This window comes from Nocardioides sp. CCNWLW239, assembly GCF_037137035.1.
In the GTDB taxonomy this organism is placed as follows: domain Bacteria; phylum Actinomycetota; class Actinomycetes; order Propionibacteriales; family Nocardioidaceae; genus Nocardioides.
Genome location: NZ_JBBBNW010000005.1, coordinates 296,453 through 315,805 on the forward strand (window position 1 = coordinate 296,453; position 19,353 = coordinate 315,805).

Below are 19,353 nucleotides of genomic sequence, written 5' to 3' on the forward strand. Positions count from 1 at the left end.
AGTGAGGCATCTGCCCAGCGCGCGGAACGACGGGTGTCGGACGGCCATCAGGGCATGTCGAGCGCGCGCAGGTACCTCGCGGTCATGGCGTCTTGGACCGCACGGCTGATCGGTCCGCCGAGCTTGGCCAGGTTCGATGCAGGTCGCGAAAAGGCGGAAACAGTCAGTTCGAGGCTGCCGCTGGCGTGACGGCGTAGCGCGAAGCGCTCCTCTCCCGCCTCCGGGTGGCCCGGGAGAGTGCCGTAGGCGAAGCCCCTGAGATCGGGATCGTCGATGAGGTAGACAACCCGGCATGGGATGCGCAGCGACAGCGGACCCGGTCCGAGCCGCATGAGCACGACCGTGGCGGGTTGAAGCGGAGTGTGGGATGCAGACACGCGCAGACCCGACCGCGCCTGCACCTGCCACGACTGCAGGTCCTGAGCGGCTCGATCGAAGTCTCGGCGCTGCAAGACGACCGAGCGTTCGAACCAGCTGAAGCCGGCGACCGGCCCGATCGCGGTGCTCCCGACTTCTTCGTAGGTGTGGGCAGCTGAACGCAGCTTGGCGGCTTCGTCTTCTGAAAGCTCTTGCACGTCCATGTCGGCATCCTTGCTGATCGAATAGAACCGCGCGGCCCAGCACACCATCGCTGCGCTGATCCGGTCGCACAGGCGGCGGAATGCCGCACCACCTCTGCCTGGGTCTCTCCACGGTGCCGGTGTGCCTTGCATGAACTGAGAGGTCAGGCGTCGACCTCGGTCAGGGCGGTGGAGGGAAGCCAGTCGGCGCCGAGGAGGTGGGCGAGGGCGGTGAGGCCGGTGATGTCGCTTCCCACTGTGGCAGAGGCCGCAGCGATCCGCTCGACCATCACCCTGCCGACCTGCTCCTCGACGGTGCCCTCGGCGTACGCGATGTGCCACGGCGAGAGCTGGTGGTCGCGGTGGGTGCGGCCGGTCACCTGCCGTCCCGCGATACCTGAGAAGCGGGCCTGGTGGAAGACGCCGACCCGCGGCTCGCTGCTGGCCCGGCGACCGTCGGCGAGGGTTTCGCGGGCGTGCAGGCTGATCGAGGCGACCGTGGTGAAGACGCAGACCTTCGCCTGCCCGGTCTGGAACCGGAGCCGCTCGGCCTCTGCGTCGAACCGGTCGCGGCCGTAGATCGTGGCGACCTCGAGGCCGGAGTCACGCAGCCGGTCGGCGATCGGGTCGGCGGCGGTCGCGACGAACTCGACCGAGCACGCCACCTGTCGCTCGGCCTCGACCTGCTGGGCGATCCAGGCGACCGTGGAGTCGACGCGGATCAGCCCGGCCTTCTGGCGGAAGCGCAGGAGCGCTGCCCGCCCCTTTGCGACATTGCGGCCACGCCGGGCGATGTCCATCTCGCGGCAGAACTCTCCCCATTCGGCCTCGTACGCCGTCCGTTCCGACGGCGTGAGTGCCACCGGCATGCCGGAGATCGGCACTGGTCCCCAGGGTGCCGCGCGGTGCAGCATCGCGGGCGGTCGCTCGTCCTCGAGCCAGCCGCGTACCAGCTTGAGGTCGGCGGCGCGTCGCGCCGGGTCGGCGGTCCAGGTTGCGCCGTAGCGTCCCCGCTCGACCCCGATCCCGTTGCGCTCGAGCGCGGTGGCGAACGTGGCGCCGGGCTGGGTCGCCGAGGTCCACTCCTGCATCGGCTCGCCGAGGACCTGCGCATAGGCCGGGGCGAGATAGGGCAGGTCGAGCGGCGTGTGTCCGGGCGTCGCGGTCGTGGCGATGACGAAGGGGGCCTTGTCGTGCGGCCGCCCGTGGCCCGAGATCCGCGCCCAGAGCTTCCATCGCTTCGTCGTCGTACGTCGCAGCGCGTGGGCCTCGTCCGCGATGATCACGTCCCACGCGTGATCCTTGACCTTCTCCAGGCGGTCCCAGGTGATCACGACCCATTCGAGACCGCCGTCGCCCAGCGCCGCGATCGTGCGGCACCAGTGGCCGATCGTGATCGCGGCAGGGCGGTCGGCCACGACCAGCACCCGTCGCGCACCGCGGAGGTCGCCCACCGCTGTCGCCCCGAGGACCGCGGAGATCGTCTTGCCCACGCCAGGCTCGTCGGCCAGCAGGAACAGCCGTCCGCCTGCCGCAGCACGCGCCGCGATGGCGTCAGCAGCTTCGTACTGGATCTGCCGCGGCTCGAGCGCGTCCGTCGCATCGAGGCTCTGTGTCGGAAGGTCGGGATTGAGGGTGCTCTCGATGAACCGGCCGAGGGTGTACGGACCCGGAGCGTAGGGCGCGAGGTGCGCCGGCACAGCGTGCCCGACGTACAGGTGGGTCTTGACTCCCGGGTGCCACGTGGCGCCGTCGACCTGGGTGCCGTAGGGGACGTCGAGCACCCACAGCCGCTCGCCCGGGCCGACGGCCGGCAACGGCCGTTTCGGTTGTCGCGTCCCGCCCCGGCGCGGACGCCCGCCGCGGCGACGAGCACTGGATCGGCGAGAACTGGCCACCCCAAGACGCTATCGCCTGTCGGCGAGCTGGATGCGCCAGCTCCTATCGATGGGCGGGGCGCGCCGCTCACCTTCGGCGGCGGGGATTGTTCGTACGCGCGGTGGCTGGTGCGCTGCGGGGATCCTCCGGCCAGGCGTGCTTGGGATAGCGCCCGCGCAAATCAGCACGAACGCCGGGGTAGCCGTTGTCCCAGAAGGACTCCAGGTCTGCCGTGACGGCTGCTGGGCGTCGCGCGGGGGAGAGCAGATGCAGCAGGAGCGGGACCTGGCCGTCCGCGAGGACCGGCGCTGCGGTCCAGCCGAAGACCTCTTGGATTCGCACAGCGAGCACCGGTTGTTCGGCGGAGTAGTCGATCCGCACGCTCGACCCGCTGGGGACCTGCACTCGCTCGGGAGCCAGATCGTCGAGCCTGCCTGCCTGCGGCCACGGCACCATCGCCCGCAGCGCGGCAGCGACGTCGACGCGACGAAGATCCTGGGCCGAGCGAACCCGCGCCAGCTGGGGCCCGAGCCACGACTGGAGGTTCTGCGTCAGTGCCGCGTCGCTCACATCGGGCCACGGGTCACCGAGTGCACGGTGCAGGAAGTCGAGGCGGGCGCGCAGCGCCGTGGCCGCCTCCGACCAGGTGAGGAGGGCGATTCCCTCCCTCGCCACCGCCTCTCGGATCGCGTCGGTCACGGCGTCGGCCGGTGGATCGCTGAGCGGGACGGAACGGAGCTCGATCGCGCCCAGCAGCGTACGTCGGCGAGCCAGCACCCGCCCGTCGGTCCAGGTGACCTCGTCCACCTCGGTCCACAGGGACGGCGCCGCCTCCAGCGCGAGGTCCTCGGTGAGCGGGGCCGCAGCTCGGATCCGGGCTTCACGTTGCCCGGGCCGCCGCTCCGCGTCTCCGACCGCGAGCCACTCCAGTCCGCCCAACGGTCCTGAAGCACGCGGATCGAGCGCCGCGCCCGTCCCGGACGCCATCAGGTAGCTCGAGGAACTCGAACGCTTGCGCGCAATCCGGTCCGGGTGCGCCAGGGCCACCACCAGTCCCACCGCCACGTCATCGGTGAGTGCTCGGGCTGCTTGGGAATGGTCCGACGCCCCGCTCCGTACGCCGGCGGGGCCCTGCTTCTCGACGATCTTCTCCAACCGGGTGGCCTGGCTGCGCCACGAGCCTGCCCCCTGTCCGGCGCGCAGTGACCGGAGCGCGGCAACCAGGTCCCCGCCGGGAGCGCGCACGTCCTCGCTCAACATCGCGACCACCTCTGCGGCCCGCCTGGCCCCGACGAGACCAGCCCCGTCGATGAGGGCACGCGCCAGCCTGGGATCGGCCGGTACGCCGGCGATCACCCGGCCCCGCGAGGTGGCTCTCCCGTCCTCGGTCATCGCCCCCAGATCCACCAGCACCTCCTTGGCTGCCGACATCGCATGCGCGGGTGGCTGGTCGAGCAGCGCCAGGTCGTGAACGTCGTCACTGCCCCAGCACGCCACCTCCAGGGCGAAGGCCGTCAGGTCCGCGGTCGCGATCTCGGGCTCCGGGTGAGCGGCCAGATGCGCGTGCTCCGCCTCGGACCAACAACGCAGCACGGCGCCCGGCCCCAGCCGTCCGGCCCGACCCGCCCGCTGCTCGGCCGCTGCCCGGCTCACCGCGACGGTGACCAGAGAAGCCAGTCCGCGACGGTGGTCGGTGCGTGGCTCGCGCGAGAATCCGGCATCCACCACGACACGTACCCCAGGGACCGTCAGCGAGGACTCGGCGACCGCGGTCGAGACGATCACTCGTCGACGCGGACCCTCGCTGAGCGCCCGATCCTGCTCGGCGCCGGACAGACGTCCGTGCAGGGCGTGCACGTCCGCGTCCACGCCGGCAAGGCGGCGTACGGTCGCCTCGACCTCCGCGACGCCCGGCACGAAGACCAGGACGTCACCCTCGTGCTCGGCGAGCGCACGACGTACGGTCGCGGCGACATGGTCGTGGAAGGCCGGGGTGATGCCCCGGTCGTCGGTGCGGCGCACCCCCGCAGGCAGCGGGCACCAGACCGCAAGGACTGGGTGCAGAGCACCCGGGACGCGGATCACCGGAGCGGTGTCGACCCCACCGAGCAGGGCGGCGGTCCGTTCGGCCTCGATGGTGGCCGACATCGCCACCAGGGACAGGTCCTCACGCAGGTGGGCCCGGATGTCGATGAGCAGCGCCAAGGTCAGGTCGGCGTCGAGGTGGCGCTCGTGCACTTCGTCGAGCACGACGGCCCCGACGCCGACCAGCTCGGGATCGTGCTGGATCCGCCGGAGCAGCAGGCCGGTCGTGACGACCTCGACACGGGTACGCCGACTGGTGCGCCGGTCTCCGCGCACGGAGTATCCGACCGTCTCGCCAACCGGTTCGCCCAGCAGGTGCGCCAGCCGACGGGCAGCAGCACGGGCTGCGATGCGGCTGGGCTGCGTGACGACGACCCGTCCGGCGACGACCTCGGCGACCGCGGGCGGGACCAAGGTCGTCTTGCCGGTGCCCGGCGGTGCGTGGACCACCGCGACTCCGCGGGCACGAAGCGCCTGGTCAAGAGCGGCCAAGCCGGCGGTGACCGGGAGATCGGGCGGCGCGGCGAGCAGATTGCGCAGAGCGTCGGACACACCTGCAGTGTGCCTGACGTGCCTCGGCCGGTGTCGCGTGGGCGCCGAGGGCTGTCACCACGACAACGCCCGAGACGAGCCCATCGTCCGACGCATCGCATCGGAGGTGACGATCTGGGACTGGTGGATGTGGGAAGCAGTGCTGAAAGGGCCATGTGTCTCAGGCTCGTCGCGTCCGCAGTTGGTCGCTATCCGGTGTCCGCAGCGCTCCAGCCGATCGGTGCAGCATCGGCCACTCGCACTTCCGTCCACCACCGCCTCAAGCCTCGACACAGTTGGTGCGCCCCACTGGCGGCGGTATGGGGCACCCAGTCCGGGGCCACGCCCGATGCTCAGCGAGCAAGCTTCCGTTCCTGGGACACAGACTCGAGGGTCGTGCTGGCGCCCTCAGGTCGGATCGACGGTCAAAGAGTGACGCCGAGAGAGGCAGCGAGCTCGACCACGAAGCTCGAATAACCAAAGTCTGTGATTTCGCGACGAAAGTTTTGCCCGGTTGACGTCGGCTGCAGCAGAACGCTGCCTCTACTCCGAGTGAGCGCGACATAGAAATTTCGGCGCTCCTCCTCCAGCCGAGGGCCTTGCAGTGGAACCGGCGCCCACGGCTTTCCGCCCCAAGGCGGAACTACCCCTTCGGTCAGACCTGGGAGGACGACCGCGGTGAAGGTGCGCCCCTTCGAGCCGTGATATGTCGCCAAGACTACCTTTCCGGTGCCGGTCACGTCGGTTGCCAGATCCGCGAGGAGCAACTCGGGTGGCGCTGATGTAAGAGCTCCCAGTTCGTCAACAGCACGGGGGTCGCCGACTGCAACTGCGAGTTCAGTCAAGCCGAGGCCATTGTCCAGTTGGCTGGCCCACGAACTCACGGTCGATGAAGGGTCGGGGGACGCTGCCAGGAGAACTGAGTGGAGGCGGACGACGCGTTTAACCCACGGGTCTCGAGCTCTAGGCAGTCCTGCTGCGCGTGTGAGCGAATCAAAGCGCCTAAGTAACGCAACGGCGCCGACCTGCGGGGCCCCGGCATGCGGAGAGCGAGGAGTCATCCGGACGGCGTAGAGCGCGGCTGCTTCGAGCCACTTGCCCATCTCAGTCGAGGGAGCGGTCGGCGTGCCCTCGGGGCGGACGGCCACACCTTCTTCGACCAGGAGTCGCTCGATGAGAGGTCCGAGTGGTGCGCGATAGCGAAGAAGCACAGCAACCTCGTGCGGCGCAACGCCCGCCGCCAGCATGTCGAGAACTGCTGCCGCTGCCGCGCGGGCTTGATCGTCGATGTGGCCGGGAATGACCTGGAACTCGACGGTTCCGGGGTCGTCTCGCCGCGGGTCTGCCTTCCAACCTCGTTGCTGCGTCAGCGCCAGCTCAGCAGCCGCGACAACGGCGGATCCGCATCGGTAGTTGGTCTCGAGTCTGCGGACCGTGAAGTCGTCGCGAGCGCAAAGGGCCTCGAGGTATGCAGGGTCGCCTCCGGCCCACCCGTAGATGCTCTGGTCCGCATCACCGACTGCGGTGATCTCGACACCTGCTTGGAGAAGAGTTTCGACCAGTCGATGCAGGCCAGCGCCCAGGTCCTGGTACTCGTCCACCATCACGACTGGGAACCGTGCCCGGACGACCGACGCGATGTCCGGATGGTTGTCGAGGAGCCGGACTGCAGCAAGCACGATGCCTTCGAAGTCCCAGATCTGGGACCGGCGACACTCAGCCTCATACCGCCGGACGGCGGCGACGTTTGACGGGCGTTCCGCAGATACGTCTTCGCCGGCTGCGATCCGACGTCGAAGTGATGTGAAAATGTCCTTCAGGGCGTAGAAGTTGACTCCCTCGTCGTCTGCGACCTGTTCTAGAAGAGCCTTCTCCTCCGATGCCGTCATGACCGCATCCAAGGCAGGTAGCTCGACGCCGACCAGCCGAGCGTAGGGAAGCACCTGCGTCAGGCAGAAGGAATGCAGGGTTCCGGCGAACAATCGGCGGGTCTCGATCACCCCAAGCGAGGCGAGGCCTTGCTTGAGCTCTGCAGCGGCCTGGTTGGTGTAGGTGATGGTCGCCAGACCCCGTAGCGGACTGATCCGGATGGACAGGAGGTACGCCGCGCGTGCCACCACGGTGCGGGTCTTCCCGCTTCCGGGGCCGGCGACTATGACGAGGTTGCCATCGGCGGCGAGAGCAGCCCGCTGGTGGTGGTCGAGGTTCTCGATGCCTTCGGCGAGTTGCCTCGGAATGCCGCGGTGCACAGGTGAGTCGCGTACCTCACGCGTCATCGACCAAGCCCTTCGCGGGGAGCAGCGGAATGCCACGAGCCGACTGACTCGCCCAGTCCAGCGCGCGCAGACACGCACGGGCAGACCCGGTCGCTGTAAGGAGTTCGGCGGTGACCGTCGCGGTCCCACCTTCGAGCGCTTCGGAGATGTCGACGCCGGACAGCTCGAGCAGATGCACGACTTCCGCGCGAAGGTTCAGCTGGGCGATGTGCTCGGCCCATCGCTGGGCGAACCGACCCTTTCCGAAGGACTCGATGCGGTCGAGAACACGGTTACTGCGCATGTCGGCGGATGCCCGAGCCGCCGACTCCTTAGTCGCGTTCGCAGCCCGCGCATCTGTCTCTGCGCTCAGCCGATTCTCCAGGCCTTCGTCGGTGAGCAGGCCCACGAGGTCCCGCGCCATATTCGCGGTCTTCTGAGTGCCCGCGAGCTCTGAGAAAGCCGTGACCAGTTCCTCACCGAGCAGAGGAAGCAGATCGAGCTCCAACGTCCGATCACCGATGAACACGTCTTCGGCTGCACAGCGGTCCTGAAGCTCGCGTCGCAGTTCGGCCGCGCCTTCGTGGTCGGCGCTCTTCGTCAGCTCCGCGAGCGCCTTGGCTCCCTCGGCTACTTCTGTGCGTCGCGCGTCGTCGTCAAGGAGTCGGGCAGCCCGCTTCATTCCTTGTTCGACGTTGTTCGTCGAGTCGATAAGGGGGTCACCATCGGTGAGGACTGCCGCTGGGATGTCGAGGCCATCGGGGCCTAGGAGACGCAGATACGGCGCAAAGTCGGTTCCGGCAACGTTGACGACCACGACCCCGAACTCGTCGAGATCAAATCCAGCAGCCTGAGCGAGCGCGGGAAGTAGGTAGCTCTCTGCGGTTCCCTCCACCAGAAGCACGTACCTCGCGAAAAGGAGTTCAGCTCGACTGACGTCCAAGTAGCGGCTGATGTCGGCCGCCTCAATCCCGTTCAAGCCGGCTGAGACAGCCGTACTGGCCACCGTCTGACTGCCGAACCGGCGAAGCAGGAGAAGTGAGTTCAGTGGGGCCACCGCAGCGATGTGGGGGCTGTGGGTTGTCAAGAGAAGTGCGGGCTCGGTGGAAAGCAGATGCCTGAATAGGCGTCGTTGGAGCGCGACGTGAAGATGTGCCTCCGGCTCCTCGACCGCAAGGATCGTCGTGACGAAGGCGCTCGCTGCACGCTGGACCGCCAACGCCTCCATCAACATTCCTAGGTACAGAACGTTGGCAGCGCCAAGGCTGGTGTCAGCGACGGACCGGGTCCGCGCAGCGTCAATGAACAAGTGGAGTCCGCGAAGTAGCGAGTCAGGGTCGGTCGCGGTGATACCGACGGTCGGGTCCACAGGGAGTTGAGGTCCGACGAGAGCCTTCAGTCGGGCGGAGAGTCGCCTTTGCAGACTGTCGACCTCGGGCTCTTGGGAGAGCTTGTCGGCCGCCTTGTCGATGTCCGCAGCGACGGCTGCAAGCTGGGTGGCGTCGAGGTCGAGTTCCTCGAGAAGCGTCCGCAGCGGACTCCGGTTCCATCTGGCCAAATCGCCTTCCGCATTCCGAAGGGCCGGAAGGACACGCAAGCTGACAAACCTGCGCAGTCGACCGGCCTCCGAGACGTCGGTGTCGCCCTGACTGAGCATGTAGTCGTAGTCGGCGGGCGTGAAGGACTCGACGTTGAGAGCTGTGGACCTGAGCTCGCCGGTTTCAGGGTCAACGGCGAGCAGGTCTCGGGGCGCGAACCTATAGGTGAGCCGGGCTCGCATCGGTGGCTCAACGTGGATGAGCGCACCGGAGAGGACCGCGACGGCTTCGCGATCGGTGTCGAAGCCGCTCAGCTCGACCTCGACGTAGACGTCGGCTCCCCCGGCGAGTCCGGGGCCCAACGGTCCGGTTGCGCCATCGTGGATGTCCTCCGAGCGAAGGGACCTTGCGGAGTCGGGGAGATCCGGGTCGAGGACGAGGCGAAGGGCATGGAGAAGGTTGCTCTTCCCGACGCCGTTCTCTCCGACGATCACGGCGGGAGTAGGGAATGGGTCTACGACACAGTCGCGGAAGTTGCGGAAGTTCTTGATGCGAAGCCGACTGATGTGAAGTGCCACTTGTGTTCCTGTCCTCGGCATCCGCGCGTCTGTCGCAAACGTTATCGGTGTCGCTTCACTGTCACGCGCGAGTTAGGAAATTTACCCAGTCCTCAGTACGACGGCGCAGCCCCTCGATACTCAGCGCGGCGTTTGGGCTCGCTGTTGGATGGCGTCACGATCGGGACTCTCGCCGACCGGCTGAAGCGGAAGACCGTGACGAGTCCGCGAGCTACTTGGTCACAAGGACGCCCCTCGGTCGACGTTGCGGCTGGCCCCTGAACGCATGCAGCGTCTCCACTTAACGAGTTCGCAGGGTGTCATCGTCCTTGCTTGCGAGTCCCAAGGCGGATCGCCGGCGAACGCCTGTGCGCCTCGGGCCGCAGCTAATGAGCGGACTATGAGCTTTCTACACAACGCGCGCCCTACTGGGCGAAGTTGACGTGCCCGTGCTGAGGGGTCATGCGCCGGCGATGTAGGCGGTGAGGAAGTGGACTCCGTGGCGGTCGAGGTTCCCGCGGGCGCGGTCGTAGTGTTCGGTGGTTCTGGGGTCGGCGTGCCGGGCCAGGATCTGGGCGTCGCGGAGCGGGACACCTGCGTCGAGGGCGTTGGTGATCGCTGCGTGCCGTAATGAGTGCGGGCTGATGTGCCGCGGTATCCCCGCGGCCTTAGCGACCCGGGTGACCATCCGGTAGGCATCGCGACGGTCGATCGGCTTGCCCGACACCGGCCGCAGGATCAGCCGACCGGTCGTCCGTTCGCCTCGGCAAGCCTCCAGAACGCGGAGGACCGGGACGGTCAGCGGCATGGTTGCGGGCTTGTCGCCCTTGCCAACCAGGTGCAGCACGCGGTGGCCCCGCAGTGTCTCGGCGTAGTCTTCGATTCGGACCGCTGCCGCTTCGGAGGCACGTAGTGCGTTGATGCCCAACAGGTAGCCAGGGCACCGTGGTGGACGGTGATGGTCTGGGCGACCTGAAGGAAGCGGATCAGTTCGAGCCGGTCGGGGCCTTGGGTTCGGGACTCGGCCGTGTGCACTGTGGGCAGCCGTGCGTAGACGGCGGGGTCGGCCGGGATCAGTCCGTCGATGTGGGCGAACCGGAAGTAACCGCGGACCCCGTGCATCATCGTGTTGATCGAGGACGCCATGAGACCGGCCTCGCCCAGGTTGCGGATGTAGAGCTCGACATGGGCACGTTGGATCCCGGTCAGCGGGTCCAGCCCGTTGGTCTGGCACCACGTCAACCAGCGGCGCAGTTGGTAGGAGTAGAGCTCGTGGGTATGGCCGGAGTAGCGGGCCAGGAACGAGACCGCGGCCAGTTCGGCGGTCGTCATCGATAGTGGCTGGAACGGCAGCGGCTTCGATGTAGTGGACTTGCGGCACCTCATGCGACGACCCACGGTGAGGCCTGGCCATGCTCGCCGCCAACACGGCGAGGCACTCGGACAGATCAACGCTAGCGGCGTGGGATCAGCGCCGCTGGCGGCGGAGTGACACAACTGCCCAGCACGTTGTCGCTATGGCAGGTAGCCGTCTCTTAACGAATCGAGCGCAAGTTGCTGTAGACGTCGGGTCTGACCGCTACCGTCGGAGTGAGATTGAAAGCGAGGATGAGGACATGCGTGTAAGCCGAGTCGAGATCACTGGGTTCCGCCGCTTGGCACGCACGGGAACGAGCATCGACGGGCCGCTGACTGCGTTCGTCGGATTCAACGAAGCCGGGAAAACCACCCTCCTCGATGCTCTCACCTGGTTCACCGACGGTGGAGCCATCTCCCCCATCGACTACAACCGCAGTCGCCCTCCTGAGGAGGGCACTACCAAGGTCGTGAAGGTGTTCTACGAGTTGGATGCCGACGACCAGAAGCTGTTCGCCAGTATCCCGATGGATCACCGTCCTACGTCGCTGGTGCGGTATCGGGACACGGACGGCGACAGGTTTCGCGAATTGATCCCGAGGCCGACTCGTCCATCTGCCGTATTCGCGGCGGCTCTGGAGCGGCTAGCAGTCGCCAAAGTGAGGTTGGCGCGACAACTCGAAGAAGCAGTTGACGAAGAGGCTGAGGACGTCAACGACTGGGTCGACACCCTCGAAACTGCCCTCGCCAACCCCGACTCCGAGTGGTCGGACGCCTCTCTTCGCGCGGTCGACGGGATCATCGCTTGGTTGGGGGAGGTGCCGACAAGAAGGAAGCAGCCACGCGATGCCAAGTTGAGCAACCTTCTCGGGACGGTGAGCGACCTGGTGAAGGCGGATCACCCCACGAACTCCGTTTGGAATGCAATTTCCGAACGCACGCCTCCTTTTGTTTTGTTCCGAGAGAACGACCGGCTCCTCGAGACGTCATATGAGATCAATCCGGACCAGCGTGCATCGATTCACCCAGCCGTCACTCGGCTTCTAGCGCTCGCACAGGTTGACCTCGACACGCTGTGGGCGCATATTCTTGCGGGCGACTCCACCAAGAGAGAAACCCTGCTCGAGCACGGAAATCAACGCCTCGGAGCCATCTTTGGCCAGGCATGGAACCAAAGCAAAGTCGCGGTTCGGTTCAATGTCAACGGCAGCCGCCTTGAGGTGCTCGTCAAGGAACTGCACGGCACGGGAGACGTCACCAGCATCAGCGAGCGGTCTGACGGCTTGAAGGTCTTCGTCGCTTTGGTCGCTTTCCTCGAGGCCGGCGAACACGCAGTCCCCCCTGTCCTGCTTATCGACGAGGCAGAAACGCACCTTCATTACGACGCACAGGCTGACCTAGTGAGCGCTCTTCTCAAGAGCGTTGACACGACGCAGGTTTTCTACACAACTCACTCGCCCGGATGTCTACCTGGCGACCTTGGAACGGGCATCAGAGTCATTGTCCGAGACCCCGACTACGCGGATGCGAGTGTAATCAAGAACAACTTCTGGGAAGGAGAAGGACCAGGCTTCTCGCCGCTACTCTTTGCGATGGGTGCCGGAGCGGCGGCCTTCTCGATGTGCCGTACGGCGGTACTCGCCGAAGGCGCATCAGACATGGTCCTACTCCCGTCCCTTATTCGTGAAGCAACAGGTATCGATGACCTGGACTACCAGGTCGCTCCCGGTTTGGCGAACGCCCATGGCTCAGGCATCCGTGTCGAGGAGGTCGCTGCGAAGGTTGCCTATCTGACGGATGGCGACCAAGGGGGTAAGGATCACGAGAAGCTGCTCAAGGCAGTAGGTGTGGATGCGGCGCGTATCTTCCGGTTACCCAAGGGCCACGCCGTCGAGGACCTCATTCGTCCTCAGGATTACCTCGCAACCGTCAACGAGTTCCTCGTGAGGATGGGGCAAGAAAAGAAATTCATGGCCTCCGACGTACCGATGGGCACTCCTATCGCTAAGGCATTCACCGACTGGGCCAAAGCAAGTAAGGTAAAATCGCCTAGCAAGGTGGAGGTTGCATATGCACTTCTTCGTCGAGAGGACTGCCAACTGAGTCCTCAGGGAAGGACGGCTCTGGTGCGACTCCACGAAAAACTTACGAAAGCGTTCGCTGGATAACCCGGGGTCCGCGGTGTGTGCCGCCACGTCCGTGACGACGAGGCCAGGCCACAAGTCAAAGCCCGAGAAGTGGCTGGGGTGAGCGCGTCAATCTGGGCGCTGCGGGGCGGCCATAGTGGGCGGACCTGACGTGCTCGGCCGGTGCTGTCTGGAAGTTGCGACGTCAGACCCGATTTGTCGCGGCGAACGTGTTGAGTCGGTCCTGAGCGACCGACTGTGCGGCGAGGAGCGCGTCGGAAGCTACGCCGCAGAGGCGTAGGCATGATGAGGCGATCGCGCGAGCGACCGAGGTGGTTACGTTTCGGCCGTTGGCCCGGATGCTGATCACCGCCTCGACGAGCTGCAGCAACAGTTCACCGAGATTATCGGGATCTAAGCCGTCCGACCTCGACGAATCGATCACCGTGATGGCCAGGTCGCGATAGGCGCAGAGCAGGTCGTGCCGGCACGCGGCGTACTCTTCGGCGGCGGGTGAGGACATCACGTCGGGGATGCGGGCCAGTAAGCCGATGTTGTGGGGTGCCGTCGCGAGGGTGTTGATGTCGATGAGCGCCAGCAGATAGAGCGCGGTCGGTCGTGGGTCGTCGGCGGTCAGGGTGAAGATCTGGCCGACCTGGTCGAGTGTGGGTCGCAGGGTGCGTGCGAGCAGAGCAGCGAGAATCTCGTCCTTGCCAGCGAAGTGGTAGTAGAGAGACGCCTGGCGGATGCCGACCTTCTCAGCGATCTCGCGGGTCGAGGTGGCGGCGAACCCACGGGTGACGAAGAGCCGTCCTGCAGCGTCGAGAACCTGGTCGCGCGGGCTCAGCGTCGACGCGACGGTGGTGTGCCGTGGCCGCCCGACGCCGCGTCGTCTTGAGGTCTCGGAGACGGGGATGGCGAAGGACATGGACGAACCTCTCAACTGGCGGGTGTCGTTGGTGGTCCCAGCCACGTGGCGCGTTCGGGGGCCACGCGGCCAGGACCTGAAACCACCCTCGCGCGGTGAGGGACTTGCTGGCAGGGCACTCAGTTGGGCAGGTCAGGGCAATCTGCGCCGTTCAGAACGCAGCCCACTTCCATGGTCGGGGGATCTCGCCACGTAGGCAGGCGAGCCGGTGAGAGACCTCCGCCGCCGCGTCGGCGTTGTACGCTGCCTTTTCTGCGACGAAGGCGGTCCAGCGCAATTCCTGTAGGTCTGCGAGTGTTCGGAACCAGCGCTCTTCGCGTATGTCGTAGCCGCCGTAGGCGGTGACGAAGGCGGTGTAGTCGTCGCTGTCGATGCGGGCGAAGTCTTCGTGGTCGACGGCGAGTGGGATCAGGTCCCACGCTGGGTGCCCGATCGAGACGTTGTCGAAGTCGAGAAGAATCGGTGAGCCGCTGTCGGGCACGACCAGATTGCCTTGCCAAGCGTCGCCGTGGATGACACGTCGGGTCTGGGGCACTTCGGTGGTTGCCAGGTCCGCGCCTAGGCTGGCGAGTCGGTCCTGAAGCCAGACGCGGTCGGTGGTGGAGATCCCGCTCGCAGACTCGATGCGCTCAGCGACATGCCCGACCATGTCGAGGTTCGGTAGGTCGATGGTGGTCGGCGCTGGTAGGTCGTGGAGCTTGCGTAGCACAGCGCCCAGCTCGGCAGGTGTTGCGTGGCGATGGGTCGCGATGGGTGTCCACCAGCTCACGGGCCTCCCGGCGACAACGACGAGTCTCAATCCATCGATCGGGATGTTCGCGTCTATCCCGTTGGCAGACAGCCACGAAGCGATCTGCATCTGGCGGGCGGCCTCCTCGGCCGTTCCGGAGCGGCCGACGCGGGCCACCACCCCTGCGTTCGGCAGAAGGTAGATGGCGTTGGAACCGTCCCTCAACAGGCAGGCTCCCGCAGTGTTCAATCCAACTTGCGAAGCCGCCTGGTGCAGCGTTCCGAGGTTGTCACTAGTAGTCGGTGCTGTCACGGTGGCCCTCCTAGCGGGTTCATCTGGTGCGTGCCGCGTTGGTCGCTGCGTGGTGGAGGTCTCGTGCTGCGGACGATCCGGTCGTGCCGGCCGCTGCTGCCAGCACGGCCCACTCCTCGCGCATTCGCGATGAGCGCACACTAGGTGACTCAGCGAGAGCTTCCTGTGCGACCGTGGTGGCCTGGTCGGTCTCGCCGATGGATACCAGAAGCGTTGAGAGTCGGATCCGGCAGAATGTCAGCGACCGGACGTAGGTGGCATCGCGCAGCGAGACGGCGGCGTCGAGCCGTTTCATGGTGTCGTCGACGTCGATCCCGGCCTGTGCGAGGGGGAGGCGTGTCCTCCCGATGGAGCCTTGGTGCTCAGCTTCGTCGTAGTAGCTGAGCCACGGTGGGTCACCGTATACGTCGCGTTTGGAGAACCACTCGTCGGAGACCGCGACTTCGTTGCGTGCGTCGGCGTACTGCCCGGTCTTGGTGAGCAGTCGTGCGCGCCAGGCGGCGAGCATCGCTTGTCCTGTGGCAGTGAGGTCGCCGGACAGCTCTTTGGCGGCGTCGACGATGGCGAGACCGTCTTGAGGGCGGCCTAAGTCGATCGTCTTGCGTGCCATGTCTGCCATGACGCTTGCTCGAAGTGATGTCGAGCGGGCTTCGTCGGCGCACCAGAGTGCTAGTTCGTAGCATCGGTCAGCGACAACGTAGTTGTTCATGTCGTAGGCGGAGAACCCGACGACGCCGGCGAGATTGCCGACTGCTTGAAACAGCGCACGACGTACGTCGATCGCCGCGCGAGCCTGCAGCAGCCCAACGGCCATGCGGAGTTGGGCTGTGGCCATCTCGGCGGCGACTGCTCCACCGAAGCGGTTCTCCGAGGTGGCGATCACGCGTGTGGTCTCTCGGATGAACTCGACCTCGGGCCACCCGATGCTGGTCGGTGTCGTAGGTCCGAGCGCGTCGAGCAATCTGTCGTGTGGACGGCTCGATGAGATCTCTGCGGTCTGGGGCGAGAGGGATGCGACTGCTCGACCTCGGCGGGTGGGTTTGAAACCGAGTTCGGCGTCCGTTCCGGCGCCCAGGACGGCTCGAAGGCCGAGTCGGTACGTCCCTCCCGGCCACTGGATCTGTCCCCGCTCGTACCTGCCGATCGTCTCAGCGTCGATCGTGGACTTGGTGCCGGTGGTGGACCAGATGTGACGGTTGACCGCCTCGGCCAGCTCGTGCCGTGTCATCGGCTCGCGCGAGCCGGAAGGGGAGGGCATGGATTGCCGCCGTCGACGGAGCAGCTCGTTTGCCAATGCTCAACCTCCCGGACTGGTTCTTTGCACTAACGATGGTCGCCGACGTCTGGCGCTTGAGCAACGACGTAGGCGCTCGGGCCCTGTACCGGCTCGCCTCGCCGGTCGTAGCTGTCGAAGGTTTCCCGCACGTCGAGCCCGGCATTGTCCAGCGCTGTCTGCAGATCACCGATGCTGCGTACGCGGCGGTCAAAGGTGTCGGTGACCTCCTCGCCGTCGGGCAGGGCCCAGATGCGGGTCGTGGTCGCAACCTGACGCTCGGTGTCCCAAGCGCTGTCGATGCTGACCGTCGCCTGTCCGTCTGGCACGGAGACGTCTTGTTGGCTGTGGGTGGTCGCGGGAGGTGAGACGAGGGTGTGCACCACGACGAGCGCTCCGGGGGCGGCGCTGGCTGCGACGGTGGCGCAGGCGGCGTTGAGCTGCTCCTCGGTGTGCAGGTAGGCAAGGGTGTTGCCGAGGGAGAGAAGGACATCGAAGCGGCGCTCGGATCGGTAGCGCGTGATGTCGCCGACCGCGAAGCGCCCGTGTGGATACGTGGCTTGGGCGTGTTCGATGAGCCATGGCTGGAGGTCGATGCCGACGTACTCGTAGCTCGTCAGAGCAGTCGAATGGACGCCGGTGCCGCAACCCAGGTCTAGAACGCTTTGAGCGCCGCTGGGTCCGAATTCGCTGAGCAGAAGATCCAGCAATGCCGCAAGGGCGCCGACGTCGCCGGCGAAGTGGTCGTGGAGGGCTGGGTCCCGGTACATGAGGTTGCCCGCAGCGAGGGCTCGAGCCTGATCTGAGGCGACGCTTGCACTGAGACTCATTGGAGACTCCGGAGCCCGAGCTCAACGGTGACGAGATCGGCGAGGCGGGGGTCCGCCTGGCCCGTGCCTTCGTATCGGTCGATGGCGTCCACAAGACCAGCGTGGTTGATCCAGCCGCCTTCTGCCAGCAGCGACTCGGATTGGATCCGCTTCAGCGCGACGAGCCCGTTGGTGCGCATTCCGCTCTCCATGAGGTCGAGGAAGCTCTCCGGCTCGTCTGGATGGGTCACCCGCGGGGTCATGCCGGCGCGGGCAAGCCGCTCGCGGAACATCCTCTTCCCGCGCCGATGTGAGGCAGGTAGCTGCTCGGTGAATCGGCCGACAAGGGGATGGGCCAGGGGCGCGATCGGCCAGATGCCCGCGTCCAGATACGTCGGGTTGTGGAGCGCAAAGGCATCCAAGGTCGGGAGCGGGACGACGGATACCGGTGCCGCGTCAGTTTCGAGGTCACCAAGCGATCCCCAGGATCTCGGGCCGAGCCACGGCGGAGGTGGCAGGTGCCCATACCCGTTCGTAGGTGAGTCGGTGACTCGCTCACCCGGATGCAGGGCGTTGACCTCATCGCCCCCGAGACCGAGATACACGACGCGCGCGGAGGCGGCAGAGACCCGGTCACGCATCGCGTCGAAGGCTTCCCGGTAGTAGGCCGTCGAAGGGCTGTGTGGCTGCTTGCGAATCGACGGATCGAACGGCAGATGATCGCGCGCATGCACAACCTCGTCCACCGCGCCGACATGCGCAGCGAGCGTACGACGGCGATAGCGCTGCTCGAGGCCGGCACGGCCCGCGACCTCGATCCCGACCGTACGCACGACTCGGTAGCGCTCAGCAGCGGTCAACAAGACGTTCGCAGAGTCCGCGCCGCCCGACAGTTCGACGGCCGCCGTGCCGTCAGGATCCGGCAGCCTTTGGACCACGTAGGTAAGTACCTTCTCGAACGCCCCGACCGCATCGACAGTGTCAGCCAGATCGCGAGCAGCCAGAATGTGGTCTGCAGGATCTGGATAGGTCACCTGAATCCCGGTGGAGGTCATCGTCGCCGTGGCTCGTTCGGTGACCCGGTGAACGCCGTCGAACATCGTCGAGGATGAATAAACGGGATTACGAAGGAGCGCCCGGACCACGGACGGGCCGTTCAGGCACTCCACGTCGAACCATGAGCGAAGCTCGGCAAGATTCCATGACCCGACAAAGACGCCGTTGCGCGCGGCGATGTGAATTGGTGCTGTCCCCATCACGCCGGCATGGACCGTCACCCGACCTTGAGCGAGTTCGAGAGTGACGTGGTCGCCTGGCCACGCGCGCATGTTGGCCGCGGTCAGCCGCAAGCGGGTATCGCCGGCGGTATCCCGCTCGCGAACAGTGACGACGCACTCGCCCGGCCTGCTGACATCGAGTGCGGACTCGAGCACGGGATTGACCAGGGGCTCGATCCAACTGCTCCCACACGTCCAGACAGCGCCATCTCGACGCCAGTCCCGGCGACCGATGTCGACCGGATGAATCTCGAACATCAACATCAGAACTCCCTCGGTCAGACGTAGCTGTGGGGCCGGAACCATGCGGCCCGGCCCCACGAGAATTGCGCGGGCCAACGCCCTTACTGGCTGCAGTGATCACCCCGCTGGTCAGCATCACCATGACCAGGCATCTTGCGAAGCGCCTGGTCACGCAGCTCGGGGGCGCCGACAATGAGTCGGCCGGCGAAGAACGCGTCAACGTCCATCAGAGATCACCTCCTCTCGGTCGACCTCCACTCTCGACCGAACAGGCCTGGTTGCCGGAGGGCATTCAGTAGGCCCGTTTACGGCAATCTGGGCGGATTGACTATGGTCGCCCGCGCGTTGCCCGTGGCACCTAACCTGACTGTGTGATGAGAACGGGCGGCCGGCCGGCGCGGGTCGAGGACGTGCACGAGCTTGCTCTTGGCATGCCCCACGTCCGCGTCTACGCGGGCACCCAGAACAGGCCGGTCTATCAAGTGGGCGGAAAGTCGTTCGTCTTCTTCAGGAACCCCCGTCCTGACGCGTTCGACCCGGACACCGGCCAGCGCTACGAGGACGTCATCGTCTTCTGGGTGCCTAACGAGGGTGACAAGCTGGCCATGGTGCAGGACGAATCCTCGCCGTTCTTCACTACTCCGCACTTCGACGGCCACCTGTCGGTTCTGATCCGAGCGAGCCGGCTTGGGGAGATCAGCTATGACGAGCTCGCTGAGGTCGTACAGGAGGCTTGGCTTTCGCGCGCGTCAACTCGCCGAAGAGCGACCTGGCTCGGGGAGCACCTACCGGACTAGCGCAAGGACTCGTTGGCGGCGCCATGACGCAGGCGTCGCATGGCCCCGACCGCACAGACGGCGGGCCGGGGCTCTATGCATCAGCGGTCGGTTGGGGA

14 protein-coding genes are annotated in these 19,353 nt (G+C 66.2%); 2 read left to right on the plus strand and 12 right to left on the minus strand.

The features are described 5' to 3' along the window. Nucleotides 1-47: 47 nt before the first annotated feature. The 7 genes from WBG06_RS20510 to WBG06_RS20540 form a co-directional block, all read right to left on the minus strand. Entirely contained in the window at nt 48-581 is a 534-nt protein-coding gene (locus WBG06_RS20510; protein ID WP_336738813.1) for a DUF1990 family protein, read from the minus strand. 143 nt (nt 582-724) lie between these two features. Next, nucleotides 725-2,377 (minus strand): helicase, encoded by a 1,653-nt coding sequence (locus tag WBG06_RS20515; RefSeq protein ID WP_336738814.1) that lies wholly within the window; start codon nt 2,375-2,377, stop codon nt 725-727. A 148-nt stretch (nt 2,378-2,525) separates the two neighbouring features. After that, complete coding sequence (gene hrpB, locus WBG06_RS20520; protein ID WP_336738815.1) at nt 2,526-5,075, minus strand: ATP-dependent helicase HrpB; 2,550 nt, start codon at nt 5,073-5,075, stop codon at nt 2,526-2,528. Nucleotides 5,076-5,479: 404 nt separating this feature from the next. Continuing rightward, complete coding sequence (locus WBG06_RS20525) at nt 5,480-7,330, minus strand: ATP-dependent helicase (RefSeq protein WP_336738816.1); 1,851 nt, start codon at nt 7,328-7,330, stop codon at nt 5,480-5,482. After that, complete coding sequence (locus WBG06_RS20530; RefSeq protein WP_336738817.1) at nt 7,320-9,425, minus strand: ATP-dependent nuclease; 2,106 nt, start codon at nt 9,423-9,425, stop codon at nt 7,320-7,322. The genes WBG06_RS20525 and WBG06_RS20530 overlap by 11 nt, the downstream gene beginning before the upstream one ends. 439 nt (nt 9,426-9,864) lie before the next feature. Next, nucleotides 9,865-10,287 (minus strand): tyrosine-type recombinase/integrase, encoded by a 423-nt coding sequence (locus WBG06_RS20535; protein WP_336738870.1) that lies wholly within the window; start codon nt 10,285-10,287, stop codon nt 9,865-9,867. After that, nucleotides 10,203-10,736, minus strand: coding sequence for a site-specific integrase (locus tag WBG06_RS20540; protein ID WP_336738818.1), 534 nt, complete (start codon nt 10,734-10,736; stop codon nt 10,203-10,205). Before WBG06_RS20540 ends, WBG06_RS20535 begins: the two co-directional genes overlap by 85 nt. Before the next feature lie 284 nt (nt 10,737-11,020). On the opposite strand from WBG06_RS20540, the gene WBG06_RS20545 reads away from it, so the two are divergent. Continuing rightward, complete coding sequence (locus tag WBG06_RS20545) at nt 11,021-12,928, plus strand: AAA family ATPase (protein ID WP_336738819.1); 1,908 nt, start codon at nt 11,021-11,023, stop codon at nt 12,926-12,928. 163 nt (nt 12,929-13,091) lie between these two features. Here WBG06_RS20545 and WBG06_RS20550 read toward each other — a convergent pair whose 3' ends face one another. The 5 genes from WBG06_RS20550 to WBG06_RS20570 form a co-directional block, all read right to left on the minus strand. Further along, nucleotides 13,092-13,814: a TetR/AcrR family transcriptional regulator gene (locus WBG06_RS20550; protein ID WP_336738820.1), complete on the minus strand. Its 723-nt coding sequence runs from the start codon at nt 13,812-13,814 to the stop codon at nt 13,092-13,094. A 151-nt stretch (nt 13,815-13,965) separates the two neighbouring features. Continuing rightward, nucleotides 13,966-14,856, minus strand: coding sequence for a phosphotransferase family protein (locus WBG06_RS20555; RefSeq protein WP_336738821.1), 891 nt, complete (start codon nt 14,854-14,856; stop codon nt 13,966-13,968). 19 nt (nt 14,857-14,875) lie between these two features. Further along, nucleotides 14,876-16,150 carry a hypothetical protein gene (locus tag WBG06_RS20560; protein ID WP_336738822.1) on the minus strand — a complete coding sequence of 425 codons (1,275 nt, stop codon included), beginning with the start codon at nt 16,148-16,150 and terminating at the stop codon, nt 14,876-14,878. Between the two features lie 29 nt (nt 16,151-16,179). Continuing rightward, entirely contained in the window at nt 16,180-16,959 is a 780-nt protein-coding gene (locus tag WBG06_RS20565) for a class I SAM-dependent methyltransferase (RefSeq protein WP_336738823.1), read from the minus strand. Next, nucleotides 16,956-18,479 carry a hypothetical protein gene (locus WBG06_RS20570; RefSeq protein WP_336738824.1) on the minus strand — a complete coding sequence of 508 codons (1,524 nt, stop codon included), beginning with the start codon at nt 18,477-18,479 and terminating at the stop codon, nt 16,956-16,958. Before WBG06_RS20570 ends, WBG06_RS20565 begins: the two co-directional genes overlap by 4 nt. Nucleotides 18,480-18,832: 353 nt before the next feature. On the opposite strand from WBG06_RS20570, the gene WBG06_RS20575 reads away from it, so the two are divergent. Next, nucleotides 18,833-19,255: an MmcQ/YjbR family DNA-binding protein gene (locus tag WBG06_RS20575; RefSeq protein WP_336738871.1), complete on the plus strand. Its 423-nt coding sequence runs from the start codon at nt 18,833-18,835 to the stop codon at nt 19,253-19,255. Nucleotides 19,256-19,353 lie beyond the last annotated feature (98 nt).

What these genes read in the sequence shown, in the direction of transcription:
- WBG06_RS20510 (WP_336738813.1), bottom strand. Translation starts at nt 581, where the DNA reads ATGGACGTGCAAGAGCTTTCAGAAGACGAAGCCGCCAAGCTGCGTTCA.
- WBG06_RS20525 (WP_336738816.1), bottom strand. Translation starts at nt 7,330, where the DNA reads ATGACGCGTGAGGTACGCGACTCACCTGTGCACCGCGGCATTCCGAGG.
- WBG06_RS20540 (WP_336738818.1), bottom strand. Translation starts at nt 10,736, where the DNA reads ATGACGACCGCCGAACTGGCCGCGGTCTCGTTCCTGGCCCGCTACTCC.
- WBG06_RS20545 (WP_336738819.1), top strand. Translation starts at nt 11,021, where the DNA reads ATGCGTGTAAGCCGAGTCGAGATCACTGGGTTCCGCCGCTTGGCACGC.
- WBG06_RS20550 (WP_336738820.1), bottom strand. Translation starts at nt 13,814, where the DNA reads ATGTCCTTCGCCATCCCCGTCTCCGAGACCTCAAGACGACGCGGCGTC.
- WBG06_RS20565 (WP_336738823.1), bottom strand. Translation starts at nt 16,959, where the DNA reads ATGAGTCTCAGTGCAAGCGTCGCCTCAGATCAGGCTCGAGCCCTCGCT.
- WBG06_RS20570 (WP_336738824.1), bottom strand. Translation starts at nt 18,479, where the DNA reads ATGTTGATGTTCGAGATTCATCCGGTCGACATCGGTCGCCGGGACTGG.
- WBG06_RS20575 (WP_336738871.1), top strand. Translation starts at nt 18,833, where the DNA reads ATGAGAACGGGCGGCCGGCCGGCGCGGGTCGAGGACGTGCACGAGCTT.